Annotated in this window: 12 protein-coding genes; 7 read left to right on the top strand and 5 right to left on the bottom strand. The window is 38.7% G+C overall.

Going from position 1 to position 16,938, the window contains the following annotated elements; genetic code table 11:
* Positions 1 to 77: 77 nt before the first annotated feature.
* The 3 genes from LQV47_RS02415 to LQV47_RS02405 are packed head-to-tail and all read left to right on the top strand — an operon-like array spanning position 78 to position 3,535.
* Positions 78 to 563, top strand: coding sequence for a T9SS type A sorting domain-containing protein (locus tag LQV47_RS02415; protein WP_230033406.1), 486 nt, complete (start codon positions 78 to 80; stop codon positions 561 to 563).
* 5 nt (positions 564 to 568) lie between these two features.
* A complete protein-coding gene (locus LQV47_RS02410) occupies positions 569 to 3,118 on the top strand; it encodes a collagen-like protein (RefSeq protein ID WP_230033404.1) in 2,550 nt (849 codons plus the stop codon).
* A gap of 6 nt (positions 3,119 to 3,124) precedes the next feature.
* A complete protein-coding gene (locus tag LQV47_RS02405) occupies positions 3,125 to 3,535 on the top strand; it encodes a hypothetical protein (RefSeq protein WP_230033402.1) in 411 nt (136 codons plus the stop codon).
* A gap of 90 nt (positions 3,536 to 3,625) precedes the next feature.
* On the opposite strand, the gene LQV47_RS02400 is transcribed toward LQV47_RS02405, so the two are convergent.
* Complete coding sequence (locus LQV47_RS02400) at positions 3,626 to 4,060, bottom strand: META domain-containing protein (protein ID WP_230033400.1); 435 nt, start codon at positions 4,058 to 4,060, stop codon at positions 3,626 to 3,628.
* Positions 4,061 to 4,146: 86 nt separating this feature from the next.
* Here LQV47_RS02400 and LQV47_RS02395 point away from each other — a divergent pair, with 86 nt between their 5' ends.
* Both LQV47_RS02395 and LQV47_RS02390 read left to right on the top strand, forming a co-directional pair.
* Positions 4,147 to 6,354 (top strand): S46 family peptidase, encoded by a 2,208-nt coding sequence (locus LQV47_RS02395; protein ID WP_230033398.1) that lies wholly within the window; start codon positions 4,147 to 4,149, stop codon positions 6,352 to 6,354.
* A gap of 77 nt (positions 6,355 to 6,431) precedes the next feature.
* Positions 6,432 to 6,908 carry a YdeI/OmpD-associated family protein gene (locus LQV47_RS02390; RefSeq protein ID WP_230033396.1) on the top strand — a complete coding sequence of 159 codons (477 nt, stop codon included), beginning with the start codon at positions 6,432 to 6,434 and terminating at the stop codon, positions 6,906 to 6,908.
* Between the two features lie 15 nt (positions 6,909 to 6,923).
* On the opposite strand, the gene LQV47_RS02385 is transcribed toward LQV47_RS02390, so the two are convergent.
* Positions 6,924 to 7,217, bottom strand: coding sequence for a hypothetical protein (locus tag LQV47_RS02385; RefSeq protein ID WP_230033394.1), 294 nt, complete (start codon positions 7,215 to 7,217; stop codon positions 6,924 to 6,926).
* Positions 7,218 to 7,432: 215 nt separating this feature from the next.
* Between LQV47_RS02385 and LQV47_RS02380 the strand changes: the two genes are divergently transcribed.
* A complete protein-coding gene (locus LQV47_RS02380; protein ID WP_230033392.1) occupies positions 7,433 to 8,650 on the top strand; it encodes a spondin domain-containing protein in 1,218 nt (405 codons plus the stop codon).
* Between the two features lie 58 nt (positions 8,651 to 8,708).
* Here the strand turns inward: LQV47_RS02380 and LQV47_RS02375 are convergent, their stop codons facing one another.
* Complete coding sequence (locus LQV47_RS02375) at positions 8,709 to 11,825, bottom strand: amino acid adenylation domain-containing protein (protein WP_230033390.1); 3,117 nt, start codon at positions 11,823 to 11,825, stop codon at positions 8,709 to 8,711.
* Positions 11,826 to 12,401: 576 nt separating this feature from the next.
* On the opposite strand from LQV47_RS02375, the gene LQV47_RS02370 reads away from it, so the two are divergent.
* On the top strand, positions 12,402 to 13,220 hold the full coding sequence (locus LQV47_RS02370; protein ID WP_230033388.1) for a GLPGLI family protein: 819 nt from the start codon (positions 12,402 to 12,404) through the stop codon (positions 13,218 to 13,220).
* Positions 13,221 to 13,237: 17 nt separating this feature from the next.
* Here the strand turns inward: LQV47_RS02370 and LQV47_RS02365 are convergent, their stop codons facing one another.
* Positions 13,238 to 14,773: a YifB family Mg chelatase-like AAA ATPase gene (locus tag LQV47_RS02365; protein ID WP_230033386.1), complete on the bottom strand. Its 1,536-nt coding sequence runs from the start codon at positions 14,771 to 14,773 to the stop codon at positions 13,238 to 13,240.
* Positions 14,774 to 14,935: 162 nt separating this feature from the next.
* Complete coding sequence (locus tag LQV47_RS02360) at positions 14,936 to 16,765, bottom strand: glycosyl hydrolase family 28-related protein (protein ID WP_230033384.1); 1,830 nt, start codon at positions 16,763 to 16,765, stop codon at positions 14,936 to 14,938.
* Positions 16,766 to 16,938: the final 173 nt, after the last annotated feature.

Here is a 16,938-nt window from a genome sequence, read left to right as displayed (position 1 = left end):
TGAGCATAGGTGGTAATTTAGTCTTCCAAAATTTGCCCTTAAAAAAAACTTTGCTAATCACCTAAAAACAGTTATCCATGAAAAAAAAATCTATTTATTGCCTCACCTTGCTTGTATTTTCTGTCGTCATCTTTCGGGCTCAGTCAGCACTTGTAGCTACCGGAACCGATGCGTCATCAGGCAATGGTTCTGTTTCTTACAGTATAGGCCAGACTGCATACCTCAATAAAGGCACCCCTATTCAGCTTCTTGAAGGAGTACAACAGGGGTTCGAAATCACTACACTTTCCACTCAGGATCCCTCATCAGGCCAGAAAGATCAAAAAGACATTCTTATTTACCCTAATCCTTTCAAGGAATACTTGTATCTGGATTTTACCACAAACAGCTACAAGGATTCAGAGTATCAGTTATTTGATTCTCAGGGTAAACTGATCAAAAAAGACATGATTTTACAATCAAAATCTGAGCTTAATTTCTCCTCTCTGCCTTCCGCCATGTATATTATGCGGATTAGCAGGAATGGAGAAAATATTAAAACTTTTAAAATCATTAAAAAATAAATGCCATGAAAAAAATATTACTACTGTCCTGGATACTCTTGGGCTTCTTTATGGGGCTTTCACAGGCTCCGGAAAAAATGAGCTATCAGGCTGTCATGAGAAATGGTATAGGACAGCTGCTAAGCAACCAGGCTATTGCTGTCAAAGTAAGTGTATTGCAGGGATCTCCTGCCGGAGCAGCAGTTTATTCGGAAAGGCTTACCGGAAACACCAACACCAATGGTCTTATCAGCCTTGAAATAGGAACGGGAACCATTCTTACAGGAACATTTGCTTCGATTAACTGGTCATCAGGAAGCTATTATTTAAAAACAGAAACTGACCCTGCGGGAGGCACCAATTATACCATCACAGGAACCAGCCAGCTGCTAAGTGTTCCCTACGCTATGTATGCAAAGGCTGCAGGAACGAGTGGCGGTACCTTTGCCATTCCTTATACCAATACCGTAAATAATGCCTCTACATTGTTTTCATTAACAAATGATGGAGACGGAACTTCTTTAGAGGGAACTAATAATACCACCACTTCAAGTATTGCTGCAGTGCGGGGAGTTGTTACCAATACTGCCCCTGGAGGATTTTCTTCAGGAGTTCGCGGCATCAATAACGGAACCGGAGGACTGGGCGTAGGAGTTTGGGGAAGCCAAAACGGAAGCGGATGGGGAGTGTATGGGGTTACACCTAATGGCTTGGGAGTATATGGAAACTCCAGTGGAAGCGGATATGGGGTATACGCAAACAGTAACACAGGAACCGGCCTCAATGCTACCAGTAATAGCGGAATTGCTGCCAACATTGCTATCTTCAACAATGCTAATAACAACAATGTCCTTAATGCTTCTACACTAGGAAACGGAACCGTCATCAATGTTACTTCTTCCGGAAACGGAGCCGGTATTTTGAGCTCAACAGGAAACGGTTTTGCAGTGCATGGTATTACCTCTGCCCAAACTTCTGCAGGTATCATAGGTGATAATAACGGCGCCGGTGAAGCAGTAGTGGGGAGAACAACCAGTGACATTGCCGGAGCTGTAGTAGGAAGGAATGACGGAGGTGGATATGGCGTACGAGGATTCATTGCTACCAATGCCTCCGGAACGGGTATAGGAGTATATGGACAGGTAGGCCTAAATAGCAGCACAGGCCGTGCAGGCCGTTTTGAAAACCTGAACCAAACCAATACCACCAATAATACTTTTGAGGTAGAAACCAATGGCAATGGAAACATTCCTGATAATGCACAGGGAAATGCCGCTTCTTTTCTTGTGGACAACACCAATAGTGTGGCAGCAGCAGTAAGAGGAGAGGTTAAAACTATTTTCGGAAACTTTGGGGCAGCAGGTATTTTCGGTATTTCTTCCGGAACGGGAGGTTTTGCTGGTTTATTTCACGCCTCTAATCCTTCAGGTAACGGCGCTGCATTGGTAGCGATTACAGATGGTAACGGAAATGCAATCACAGCCAACGCAAGCAAAAACGGGAATGGTGTGGAAACTAATATTGATGGTAACGGAAATGCTCTTTATGCCTGGGTGCCTACATTTGCAACAGGGCGTGCGGGGCGTTTCAATATCTTCAATGAGGCCAACACCAGTGATGTAATTACCGTAACTACTGTAGGAAACGGTATTGCAGGAAACTTTAAAGTGGACAAAACTCAGGGAACTTCCCCGGCAGTAAAAGGGGAGGTCAATTCAATATTTTCCAATTTCGGAACAGCCGGTATTTATGGTTTATCATCCGGAACAGGAGGATTTGGAGGTTTATTCTACTCATCAAACCCATCAGGAAATGGCCCTGCATTATTAGCCTTAACAGAAGGGAACGGAAATGGAATTACTGCCAATGCCGGAGGAAACGGTGATGGTATTGAAGCTTCTTGCGATGGAAATGGTAATGCTATTTCAGGTTTTGTACCCAATTTTGGCACCGGTAAAGCGGGTCGATTTGCCAACTTCAATAACAGTAACGGCCAGCCGGTAGTACATGTAACCACTACGGGTACAGGCTCTACCCTGCTTGTCAACCATCAGGGACCGTCGGGTGATATTGCCGTCTACCAGAGTGCCTCAACCAATGTAGCCCGAATCAACAAAGCGGGAAGAGGATTTTTTAATGGAGGAACACAAGCCAGTGGTGCTGATGTCGCCGAAGCATTTGATGTGGAAGGAAACATTTCTGAATATGAAACCGGAGATATTCTAGTGATCTCGATAAATTCAGACAGAACCGTAGAAAAATCCTCCAAACCCTACTCCAATCTTGTTGCTGGCGTATATGCTACCAAACCTGGTGTACTTCTTACGGAAGAGCATATTGATACAGACATTTCAGATAAAGTTCCCATGGGTGTAATTGGAGTGATTCCCACAAAAGTATGCCTGGAAAACGGAAAAATCAGAAGGGGCGACCTACTGGTGACCTCCTCAACACCGGGAGTCGCTATGAAGGCCAATCTTAAAAAGGTAAAAATAGGACAGGTGATCGGAAAATCTCTTCAGGATTATGATCAGAAAGAAATTGGAAAAATTCAGGTATTAGTCAACATAAAATAAACCGTCATGAAAGTAGTATATATCACAGTGTTATTATTTTTAAGCTCCATTATCTATGCCCAGGAAAATAAACAAGCAGCACCGACAGAAGATCAGGCTCAGGTTTTAAAACAGGCAAAAGAGCAGGAAGCAAAAATAGCAAAAGACAACCAGGAAAAAACAGAGAAAAAAACTTCCCAAACTGCGCTGGCTTCAGATCAGGGACTGGAAGTGAAGAAACAGGAACCCAAACCTAAGGCTCCATCTGGTTCCGGGAAGCTCCTTCCCAACACAGCAAGCCTTGAAGAAATAAAAACAACAATTCCCAACAGACAGGCATCCCGCAATACAACGAATTCTAGGAACACAAATAATACGACAGGACTACCCAATACAGCAACGCTGGAACAAATAAAAAAAACAATTCCCGAAAACTGATAACTTAAAGCGGGTAACCCATCTGGATTTTTTAAACAAAAGAAGTCCGCCAAGTTGGCGGACTTTTATATATTGGATATATTATCCTAATTAATCCCAATCAGCAGCTACAAACTTCATTGCATTTCCCTTCTCATCAGAAAGTATCAGAAAATGCCCCTCTACGGTGTATTTAGTCATCGTATCAAATTTCTTTTGAAAAGAAGTTTCCAGCTCCATATTCTGGCAGGCCATCATGGTACTCGCCCCATTTGATATTTTTACTTTTCCACCCTTTTTAAATGCTAAAGCAAAAGACATCCTGTTGCATCCCATATAGGCACTTCCCTGGATTTTTCCGTCTTCCATCTTCCCTGTAAGGTTGATTTCCGCTTTATTGGCAATCAGCTGATCTTTAGAAAAACCATCTAAAGAAATCAACATCCATTGTCTCTGAAGGGCAGGATTTTTATCCGGCATAGCCGAACAATTTAAAACAAGACCCAGAAATAAAACGGCGAAAACTGATACTAGTATTTTTTTCATGCGCATTATCATTCCATTTTCATACCAATCTGGGACTGAATATCGTAAAAATTAGTAAATTAGCGACACAAAAATTATATTATAAAATGAAAAGACTATTTCTACTATTCACTTTCTTGCTGAGCTTTGCTCAGATGAGGGCGGATGAGGGGATGTGGCTGCTAATGCTCATCAAAAGACTTAACGGTGTTGATATGCAAAAAGAAGGTCTACACCTGACGCCTGAAGAAATTTATTCAGTAAACAATTCGAGCTTAAAAGATGCTATTGTTAGCTTTGGAGGTTTCTGTACTGGTGAAATTGTTTCTGACAAAGGACTGATATTTACCAATCACCACTGTGGTTATGGCGCTGTAGCTGCTGCTTCTACACCGGAAAAAGACTATCTGAAGAATGGTTTCTGGGCAATGAAACAAAAAGATGAATTCAATGCAAAGGATCTTTATGTAAGATTTTTAGTAAGAATGGATGATGCTACACAGAGAATCAATTCTAAACTAAACAACAATATGACCGGAGCAGAGAGAAAAGCTGTTATTGATGCTGAAACAAAAGCCATCCAAACAGAAAACTCTGAAAACGGAAAATATACAGTAATTGTAAAAGATTTCTTTAACGGAAACGAATTCTATTATTTTGTATACCAAGATTATAAAGACATCAGATTAGTGGGAGCGCCACCTTCCTCATTAGGAAAATTCGGTGGCGATACTGATAACTGGGAGTGGCCAAGACACACTGCTGACTTCACCGTTTTCAGAGTATATGCTGATGCTGCAGGAAATCCTGCTGAATATTCTCCAAGTAACACTCCTTTGAAGCCTAAGCATTTCCTTCCGGTTTCTCTTAAGGGAATTAAGCCTGGTGATTTCTCAATGATCTTAGGATACCCTGGAAGAACCAACCGTTACCTGACTTCTTACGGAATTCAGCAAATGGTAAACAAAGACTACCCGGCTTGGGTGGAAGCTTCTAAAGTGGCTATGGATGTAATGAAAAAGTATATGAATAAGGATAAGGCTACCCAGCTTAACTATGCTTCTCAATATGCTTCTGTAGCGAACTACTGGAAAAACAGACAGGGAACCATTGATGCTGTAGATAAAAACGGAACCATCTCTGACAAGCAAAAGATCGAAGAGACTTATAAAAAATGGGCTGCAATGCCAGGAAACGAAGCTTATGATGGCGTTCTGGAAGATATTGGAGCTTATTACACGCAGGTTTCAGACAGAAATGTTGAAAGAAACTATGCATCACAGTTTGCAAGAAACACAAAATATATTTCTCTTGCTCTACAGGTAGGTTCTGCTCTTAAGGCTTATGCTGCTCAGGATATGCAGGGAAGATTGGCCATGAAGGCTAAAACAGAGGCTGCTATCAAAGGAGCTTATGAAAACTTCAACCCTGCGTTAGAAGGAGAAATGCTTGCCGCTATGACAAGTCTTTACCAGGCTAGAGTTAAAAATAAAGATGTTGCTTCTGCTACTATTTTAGGATTGGATGCTAAAACGGTTTCTAACCTTGCTTATTCTTCAATTTTTGCCAACAAGACTTCTGCTACGAACTTCTTATTGAACCCGGATGCATTAAAGCTTGATGCTGATCCACTTTGGAAAACAGCTAACGGAATTATGGCAGATCAAAAAATGAGCACTGAAAGATATGTTAAGGTAGATGATAATTTTGCAAAAAACAACCGTCTGTTCTTAGCTGGATTAATGAAAGCAATGCCTGAGAAAAAATTCTACCCGGACGCTAACTCTACTATGAGATTAACTTATGGTACTGTAGATAAACTTCCTATCAGAAATGACAGAAATTATTTCGGTATTACAGATAACTATTATACAGACATGACTGGTCTTGTAGGAAAATACAAGAAAGGTGATGAAGAGTTTGACCTTCCTCAAAGAGTGATCGATCTTTATAACCTTAAAGATTTCGGACAATATGCTGATGCTGCAGGGTATATGCCTGTAAACTTCCTTTCTAACAACGATATTACAGGAGGTAACTCTGGTTCTCCGGTAATTGATGGTGACGGTAACCTTATCGGTATCGCTTTCGACGGAAACAGCGAGGCATTAAGCGGAGATATCGTATTTGAACAGGAATGGCAGAAAACAATCAACGTAGATGTTCGTTTTGTTCTTTGGACTATCGACAAATATGCTGGTGCAAGAAGATTAGTGGATGAGTTAAAACTTGTAAGAAGTGAAAACACGCCTGCTGATACAAAATCTAAAACTTCAGGTACTACTACAACACCTAAGAAAACAAAGAAAAAGTAATCTCTTTTGATCTATTTTTTAAACCGTGAAATTTAGTTTCACGGTTTTTTTATTTTTGAATAATAAAATCCTTCATCATGATTTCTAAAACAATAGAGTTTACAGCCACCATACAACAAAATGGAGAAATGAATGCCGCCTATGTAGAGTTTCCCTTTTCTACCGAAGAGTTATTTGGAAAAAAAGGACTGGTCAGGATCAAAGCTGTTTTTGATGGCCAGGTAGAATACCGGGGAAGCCTTGCCAAAATGAAAACTGGCTGCCACCTTTTAGGATTAACCCAGGAGGTGAGAAAAAAGCTTGGAAAAACTTTTGGAGATGAGGTTTCCGTTTCTCTTATTGAAGATAAAGAGGAAAGAACTGTAGATATTGCAGAAGATATTGCTTCCATTTTTAATGAAAATCCTAAAGCCAGAACAATATTCGATACGATGAGCTATACACACCGAAAAGAATATATCCGCTGGATTGAAGAAGCTAAGAAGCCTGAAACAAGAGAAAAGAGAAAGATCAAGATGATACAGATGATCTTAGATGGTAAAAAGGGAATATAATGCCTTCTTTTACTTTCACCTTTTTAGTTCGGCCTTCAGATATTGAACTCCTCCTCCATTGGTAACGGTTATAAATCCATCATAATGGGCTATTCTCACCCCTAATTCATTGATAATTTCTTTGAAGTAGCCTATTTTCTCAGCATTGTCGGGCATTACATTTTTTTGCCATACAAATGTGGCAGACTGGCCTGTTTTATTTTGAAACACCAGTGAGTTCAGTGCAGTTCCAAATCCCAATGATTTAATATCTACCACGGTACTTTCATTGGCTGCAAAGCTTTTGGTTAAAACAATAAAATTATCCATTGAATATTCTTTGATTATAAGTTAATTTTTAAGTCAGGAGATGTCTTGTCACATCTATTTTTATTCTGCTGCAAATATTGCCCTGTCCAACGACAAAACTCGACGTATTATTTACTAAAAACCAACTCATAAAAAAAATAATTATTTTTTTGTCAGGATTTTAAAAAGTCTCCGACTATAGTTTTAGCACAGTTATAACTATAAAAAATTAACTTATGAAAAAGAACTTTTTAAAATGTACAGCAGCAGGTCTTATCGCTGCATTGACTCTTTATTCATGTGACGATTCAGACAATTACATGATGGGGGATATGTCTTTTGAGAGAACTATTACCTTCGAAAATGTGGTTACCCCTAAGGACTTTGTAGAAAGTGGCAGCTTTCAGGGAACAGGGCAGCCGGTGATCTTACCAGGACAATCAGTTTCTATTAAATTTAGCGCTGGAAAAGCCCAATCTTTAATGTTTTCAACCATGTACGGTGCTTCCAAAGACTGGTTCTTTGCTTCTAAGCAACCCGGAATAAAATTATTTGACAACAATGGGACTGCCATAACAGGTGATGTTTCTTCTGAAGTCCTTTTATGGGATAACGGAACCAAAGATAATATGACCGGGCAGGCAGAAAGCAAACCTATCATGCAGGTTCCTGCAGTAAATGCAGCGCAGCTTATGAAGCTTAATCTTGCTTTTAATGATGTGACATCTGAATTTACCTTAACGATTGCCAACACTTCCGGCGGAACAGCTCATGAAACACCTTTCTCTCCGGGAGTCTGGGCCGTTTCCAACTACAATGGCTCGCAGCTGTTGAATACAGCGCCTTTCTTTACACCCAACGCTTTATCAAATCCTGAGATTACGGATATAGCACAAATGGGAGACATTGCAAAAATGAAAGCCAAGCTTAATAATGAAACAGGCATTATGACAGGGCTTTCACCAGCATTAGTTGTGGTGTATCGCGGAGATAAAAACCCTATTTATGAAGCAGGAAAAAAGGATAACGGAGTGGGGTTAAAAGAAATTGCACAGATGGGAAATGTAACGAAACTTCAGAATAGTTTACAATCTTTACCAAACGTGAAAGGAGTATTTATTGCAGGAAATGCTCCGGTAGCACCCGGCAGCAAGGTGATGACTAATTTTAAAGCAGAACCTGGTGATAGGATCGCTTATGTAACGATGTTTGGCTTTTCCAATGACTGGTTTTATGCCAATGAGCAAATTATTGATGCCAGCACAAAAGGAGATGTAACCTCTGGTACAGCTTTATTTGACTCCGGAACCGGCATTGATCAATATCCGGGAGCCGGAAACCACCAGGCATTATTTGGAGGAACTCCACAGGCTGAAAGTATGCTTATTTCAAAAGTAGGAAACCAATATCCTGTTCCTACAGTGCAAAATGTGATAAAAGTTACATTGAACTAATATTTTTCAAAATTTGAATAAAAGATCAGGCATTTCTCTGCCTGATCTTTATTTTTAATCAATATGATGGAGTTGGAATTTCAAGATATTTCAAATAGGAATCCAACATATTTTTATCAAATACGGGTTCTTTAATACCAGATCCCTCCAGAAACTGAATAACATTCGAGCAATCCCAGACGTAAGTATTCTGATAAAGCTCTACAGTGGACAGTCCTTCATGCATATTATCTTTGAAAAGGCTGGTAAGAGGATACAGACGGTTTTTACTGTTATCTTCCCATTGTTTTCGCCATTCTTTATAAGGAAGAGCCTTTAGTGAAAAAGGATAATATTTTTTCAGTAAGCCAAAGAAATCTTCCAGGGTTAAATTGGTTTCCGGGCTGGCAATCAGATTAAATTTTTTACCTACCGCCTCTTTATTTTTTGTGATATGAGCCATAGCTTTCGTCATATAATCTACTGTGATAAGGCCTTCTCTCAGTTCTGTTAGTGCAGGATAAGATTGAAATTCCACACAGTTTTTCACTAATCCCGACCACCACTGATAAGGAGCACTTGCCCCGGTCTCACTATGACACATTGCATATCCGAGACGGTAGGTTATTAGCGGTAATCCCTCTTTTGCCGCCAGGTCGGCCACAGCTTCCATCACCCATTTACTTCTTACATAGCCAATATCCTTACTTACCGACATTAGATTCTGTGTGATATCATCACTTTCCAGCATTACTGTTTTACCGGTAAATATATGTCCCCAGCTGTACACCGAAATAGTAGATAATAGGGCCAGGCATTTGGTTCTTTCTGCTCCTGCAAGTTTTATAATCTCCCGTAAGCCTTCTACATTAGGGGCTTTCATATAAGAGTACGGCTCGATAAAGTTAACGGAGCTTCCTGAATGATAGATAAGGTCAGCTTTCTTCGCCAGCATTGTAAATACATCCTCCGAAAGGCCCAATGAGGGTAAGGAGAGATCACCAATTACAGGAATGATTCTTGATTTCTGTTCATGTTTCTGAGAAATATGATACTGTTTGAAGCTGTGGTCTATCTTTTCCATCGCATGAAACTCATCCTGCGCTCTTACCAGGCAGTAGATATCGGCTTTTGTAGTGTCCAGAAGCTCCTGCAGCAAATGAATCCCTACAAATCCGGTAACACCTGTTAAAAATAGTACAGATGGATTTTCCACCTGTTTAGGGTCAAAGCCTCCTGCAAATACCGTCCCGGGAGCAAGATAAACATCTTTCTGAAGTTCTACATAAGGCTCCATATCTTCTACAGGAGCAGATTCCTGCATCTCTTTAGACCTGCTGATCAAGACCTCCGAAAGCTGCTGTAATACGGGATATTGATAAATATCTCTTAAATATACTTTTACATTAAGCCTTTTCTCTAATGCTACGGCTACTACAGCCACCAGAAGAGAATTCCCTCCTATATCGAAAAAATCATCTGACATATTGATGACCGGTCTTTCCAGTTCTGCAGACCATATATCAGCAATTATTCTTTCTGTTTCGTTTGTAGGAGGCTCAAAAGAGACGAATTCCCGGGCTTCTTTGTCCGCCAGCTCTTTTAAAACATGGGTATCAGTTTTTCCATTTGCCGTTATGGGTATTGTATCAATAAAAATAATCTGTGAAGGAATCATATACCCTGGCAATTCTTCTTTCAGCTGACTTCTGATCAAAGTAACATCCTTTTCTACAGAAGCTTCCGGTACGATAAAAGCAACAAGATATTTATTATTACCGCCCACTGTTTCTTTTGTAATCACTACGGCTTCCCGGATATTTTCCTGCCGGGTAAGCGTTCTCTCTATTTCTCCTAATTCAACCCGAAATCCCCGGATTTTTACCTGGTTGTCTATCCTCCCTAAAAACTCAATCTCGCCATCCTCATGCCATCTCGCCAAATCTCCGGTACGGTAAAGTGTTCCCATTCCGCTGAACGGATTGGCGATAAATTTTGTTGCGGTAAGTTCTTCGTTATGGAGATAGCCTTTTGCCAATATATCACCTCCTATATATAATTCCCCTACAGCTCCCACAGGTAAGGGTTCCATCTTTTCGTCCAAAATATAGGCTTTTGCATTAGCTATCGGCTTACCTATTGAAGAGCGATATTTTCCGTTTGTGTCTTTTACCTTTTTGAAAGTAGCAAATACAGTACATTCAGTAGGGCCATAATAATCAACCAGCTCATAACTTAATTCAGAGGTCAGAACAGGCTTAAGCTTCTCTCCTCCTGTAAAAAGATATTTTAATGACAGATCCTTATATTTCATGGTTTCTTCCAAAGCTGCAGGCGCTAAAACGGTGGGTACAAAACCGTGTGTAATCCGGTTTTTATGATAAAAGCCAACCAAAGCAGCCGCATTTGTCCTTTCTTCATGATCAGCAATAAAAACAGTTGCCCCTGAGGTAAGCGCGGACCATACTTCCCACACTGAGATGTCAAATGCTAACCCCGCTACAACGGTTAGTCTTGAAGTATAGTCCACATGAAAATGGTGATTATGCCAGGTCACAAGATGCTGGATAGCCTGGTGACTTATCATTACCCCTTTCGGCTTCCCTGTAGATCCCGAAGTATAAATTGTATAGGCAAGAGCATCCTGATGAATTACAATATCCGGTTGTTGAGAAGATAGATGATCCAGATCTTCCATTTGATCCAGTACAAAAACCGCAGCATTTTCATTTTCTGATAAGAGTTTCCCCAATAAATGATTGGTAATAATGATCTGAGCCGCGGTGTCTGCCAGCATATATTCTACTCTTCTTACCGGATAAGCAGGATCTATCGGAACATATGCCGCTCCCGTTTTGAGAATGGCGAGAATGGCGACAGCCCATTCCAGGGATCGGTCCAGCCATACCGGAACATACATGCCCTCTTTTATTCCTTTTTCCAGCAGAACATTGGCAAGTTGATTGCTTCTCCTGTTTAGCTCTTTATAAGTGATCTCCCTTCCCTGGCAGACAACAGCCGTATTTTCAGAGTGCAGATCTACCTGTTTCAAAAAAAGAGAAACCAGCGTCTCCTCATCATGGTAGTCCCAGCCGGTTTTATTAAATCTATATAGAATTTTTTCTCTGTGTTCAGAGGATAGTAATACAGCAGAACCTGTTGACAGCTCCGCTATTGTGGATCTTGTGTTTAACATTTTAAGTTGGTTTGGTTAAAAGTTTATTATATTCACAGCTCTTATCACCTGTAGAGACCTATCAAAACCGATACATAAATAATTTTGCGCATCGGTTTTCTCAACAGAAACAAATGCATACAACACTTTTGGGAGTTTTTGTAATGGAAAGGTATATAACAGTAATTCAAGCGATCTGCATATTGTGCAGAACTATAAATAAAGCTTTCGCGTTATTTATTACTTTCGAAAACAACATATAAAATAAATACATTCATTTATTCCACATATTACACTAAAAAATCAAATAATACAATATTAATGTTTCTATAATTTATTATGATTAATAATTACGTAATCAAATTTAACATAATAAAATCTATTAATTGTTATATAATTACAACTTAGCTACCTTATTGTAGAATGAAACTTATGAAAACACAAAACATACAAATTCATTTGTTCTGGTAATTTTTTTAAACTAAAACATGTTAAAAATGCAGAAATTTAATTTTATTCAGCTCCTTTCTATTAAAGAGATACAATAAGAAAAAAAGGGGTTTGATTTTTGGTTGAATTACTATAAATCAGCATATCATGTACAGGTTCATTTTTCTCTTTTTATTGTTATTAGGCACAAGTGTAAATGCTCAAAGTAATAGATTCTATTACGAATTAAAATTTAAGCCTGACACCATTGCTGCTTATGAAGTAAAGGAATTTTTCATTACCGACATTAATCCTAAATCTGTAAAATATTATTCATTAATTGATCAAAAAAATGACAGTATAATGAAAAATCCAAGCTCAGATTCAGAATATGAAAGAACAAAATTATATCACTATATCAGTAGAGAAAGAAATAGTTTTAATAACACAAATTATTTTATTGTAGGAAATGTAACTGCTAAAATGAAAAGCAGCGATAACATGAAATGGAACATTCTGCCACAGACAAAAATGCTGGATAAGCTAAAAGTACAGGCAGCTACAACCAACTTTGGAGGCAGGCAATGGACAGCATGGTTTGCAGACACAATTCCAATTCCCGAGGGACCTTATAAATTTCGGGGGCTTCCGGGTATGATCCTAGAAATATATGACAGCAATAATTATTTTCATTTTATATTGGTTAAAAATAAAAGGCTAGATAAAGAATATGATACTTCAGGGATTGTAGAAACCCATTTTGGAGAAAACCCCCTACTCATTGATATGCAAAAATACATTAAGCTGAAGCAAACAGGATACAACAATCCTTTTGAAGACATGATCAATGACAAAATAACATCGTATACTGACGAGAATGGAAATGAAGAGGCTTATGATTACAGACAGATGACATTAGAAAAACAACGGGAGCTCAAAGCCCTTAACAATCATATTGAGAAAGAATTTATAATGCAATATAAATAGAAAGCTTCATTTTGGAATTATCCATTCCAGAACTCTCTGTCCAAACTTCGGTATTGTATAGCTTCGGAAATATGGTAAGAAAGTATTTTCTCAGATTCTTCGAGATCGGCTATCGTTCTGGCAACTTTCAGGATTCTGTCATATGCTCTGGCAGAAAGGTTTAGCTTTTCCATGGCCAATTTGATGAGACCGAATGAGGGTTCATCCAGCTCACAAAATGCTTCAATTTCTTTGGGACCAATTTGAGCATTACAGCTGATATTCAGGCTTCCATACCTTTTATTCTGAATATCTCTTGCTCTTACCACACGATCTCTTATATCTTTGCTTTTTTCGCCCTTTCTTTTTTCAGAAAGCTGCTCGAATTCAACCTTCTGTACTTCTATATGAATATCAATCCTGTCTAAAAGCGGTCCGGAAAGTTTATTCATATACCGCTGCATTTCGTAAACGGAAGACGTATTACTGGGATCGTCCGGAAAGAACCCGCTTGGGCTGGGATTCATAGAGGCAACCAGCATAAAACTTGCAGGGTAATTCACGGTAAATCTAGCTCTTGAGATTGTGACTTCACGGTCTTCCAGGGGCTGTCTCATCACTTCCAGCACGGTCCGTTTAAATTCCGGCATTTCATCCAGAAATAACACACCGTTATGGGCAAGGGAAATTTCTCCCGGCTGAGGATAACTTCCTCCCCCAACTAAAGCAACGTCTGAGATAGTATGGTGTGGGGATCTGAAGGGCCGGACAGTCATTAATGAAGCTTCTGTTCCAATTTTTCCTGCTACGGAATGAATCTTTGTGGTCTCCAGCGCTTCTTTCAGAGTCAGTGGAGGTAAAATACTGGGAACTCTTTTAGCAAGCATGGTTTTTCCACTTCCCGGAGGTCCGATAATAATGATATTATGTCCTCCTGCTGCGGCAACTTCCATAGCTCTTTTCGCCGCTTCCTGTCCCTTCACTTCAGAAAAATCAAAAGGGAAATCATTAATTTTCTCCTGAAATTCTTTTCTGGTATCTAATGTTAATTTTTCAAGGGGTTTTCCCTCATTAAAAAAATCAATGACTTCTTTAATATTTTGCACTCCATACACCTCAAGGTCACTTACAATTGCGGCCTCACGTGCATTCTGAACCGGAAGGATAATGCCTTTAAAGCCTTCTTCCCTGGCCTGAATTGCAATAGGAAGAACACCTTTTATCGGCTGAAGGCTTCCGTCTAAAGAAAGTTCGCCCATAATGATATAATGCTGGGCTTCTTCGGCCAGAATCTGATCAGAAGCAGCTAAAATACCAATGGCAATGCTCAGATCATAAGCAGATCCTTCTTTCCTGAGATCTGCAGGTGCCATATTAATTGTAATTTTCTTTCTGGGGATTTTGTAGCCTACATTTTTAAGGGCCGCGGATATCCTGTAACTGCTCTCTTTGATTGCATTATCGGGAAGCCCCACCAGGTGATATCCCACCCCGCCGGTATCTACATTCACTTCAATGGTAATTGTCTGGGCAGCAACTCCATGAATGGCACTTCCATAAATTTTTATCAGCATGGGTGTGTTTTTTAAAGTAAATATAACCAATAAGCTATTTTAGGAAATTGAATTTTATATTGATAATATTCTATAAAAAAATAGAGATAACTAAAACATATCAACGAAATACATGCAAAAAAAAATTCCGGATAAATCATCCGGAACCTTTTTATTATGCACTTATGAGATTTCAATAAAATCCCCCCAGGTTGTTTGGTTTATTGCCTGTCTTCTCCAAATTTTACCATTATTATTAGGTGAAGGATACACGGTCTGATAAACATGAGGATAATAATTATTTGCTAAGTTTTCGCGGGACATTTTTACCATAACACTGTGGTCTCCGGTAAAACCTGTCGGCATAGTTCCTCCAGCCATGAGGCATAGGCTTTCTCCGTACATTACTTTATTAGGAGTAATAGTATCTAATGTAGGCAGATTATTTCCATTTAGGAAAAAATATAAATTTCCATGTGAAATATTAGCCCCATAAATGTTGTCTTTAATAATGGCTCTTATTACTTTTTCAGGAGATGCTGAATCGCCGGTAACGAGAGGAAAGGGAACGGTTACAGCGGAAGAAGCGAATTCATTTCCTACAACTCTTCCAATTCCGTTTGGATCATTAATGGTAATAAATGTCCCTGAAAAGTTATAAAATTGATTTTCAATGAAATTAATATTCTTAGCAACACCATCAAACGCTAATCCTGCGGGATGCTTGAAGTTATCAAAAGTATTTTTTTCAAAAGTTATATTGTTTCCACTTGTATTACGCAATATAGTTAAAGTATCAGATGTAACATTATTGAAAAGATTGTTGTAGAAAAGTACACCATATGCTTGTCGTAAATCTGCAATTCCATCCATATTTAAACAACGATTATTCTTAAATACCACTCCATAGTTTGAAGTTTTGATCATAGCCTTATTATTTCCTATTACAGACAGTGGAGTTAAAACAGTTTCAAAATCACAATTATCAATAATATATCCTAAATGAGAAATCTTTTCTGTTGTTCCTTCATAATCTCTTAAAAATATTGTAACAGCTCCACAGCTACCACCAATATCTTTGAAGCTACAGTTAGAAATAATTCCTCTCCTTGAAATAGTGCTCTCTGTGTCTGATTCTATATCTATGGCACCTATCATATTAGGCCTGCATATATTTTCAAAATTGCAGAAATCTATACTGAATCCGTCACAATAATAAATTGAAATGCCCTGCCTGTTGTCCTTGTTTACTCCATCAAAATTACATTTATAGAAATTAACATCCCTATTATATGCATCCCTTACACCATCTTCACGAAGTCCTCTGCAAACAGCGACGCCATCACTTAAAAACCCTACAAAAGAACAATATTCAAAAGTTACATTGGAAACTCCATGCAAGCAAACTAAATGTAATAACTCATCAAAACCGTATTGTGCAACATTTGAAATAAATGTTCCTCCAATAAATTTAATATTCTTAATGGAATTTGAATCATCCTTCTGATTGGTTACTTTAGCATCAAATACAAACATACCATCTGCAGCACGGTACCTTCCATAAGTATAAATTACCCGGTTAGGGTCTCCGGGTATAGGTGCTGGAAAACTTATTCTGTCTTTTTTTTCCGGAACAAGCTGAATAAACTCTGCTCCATGAGCCAATATGGTAATATTTGAATATTTTTTTGTTTCACAATCCACATGGCTTAGCTTATATTTTCCGGCAGGAACAAATAAAATTCCTCCTCCGATATCTGAAATAAATTGTAATGCCTTATTGAAATAGCCGGCCTCATCATTGATGCCATCACCCACAGCACCAAACCATTTAACATTTATTTTACTGTCGTGAAGTACTCTCCTGTGGTATTTGGCATTAATTTTTTTATACATTTCACTGAATCCGCTACACAAAATATCTGTGATCGGACTACCGTTATATGTTTCTGTAGTTTCCAAAAAAACTGTCCATTCTCCTGTAAGTGGATCATTTAATTCTATACAATTCATTTTAAAAATTTAATAATTGGTTAGAGGTTAACATGAAAATTCAATTAAGTTTCATAATACAAACCTATCACTCAGAAGCGTCAAAACCCGACGTATTATATGTTATTTTTAATATTGAACTTAGCTTTTAAATTATTCTTCCTACAAGCTTTCCAAATACCTAATGGCAAAAA

The sequence above is a fragment of the Chryseobacterium sp. Bi04 genome (assembly GCF_918698085.1).
Lineage (GTDB): Bacteria > Bacteroidota > Bacteroidia > Flavobacteriales > Weeksellaceae > Chryseobacterium.
This window is presented reverse-complemented; position numbering and strand designations above follow the sequence as displayed.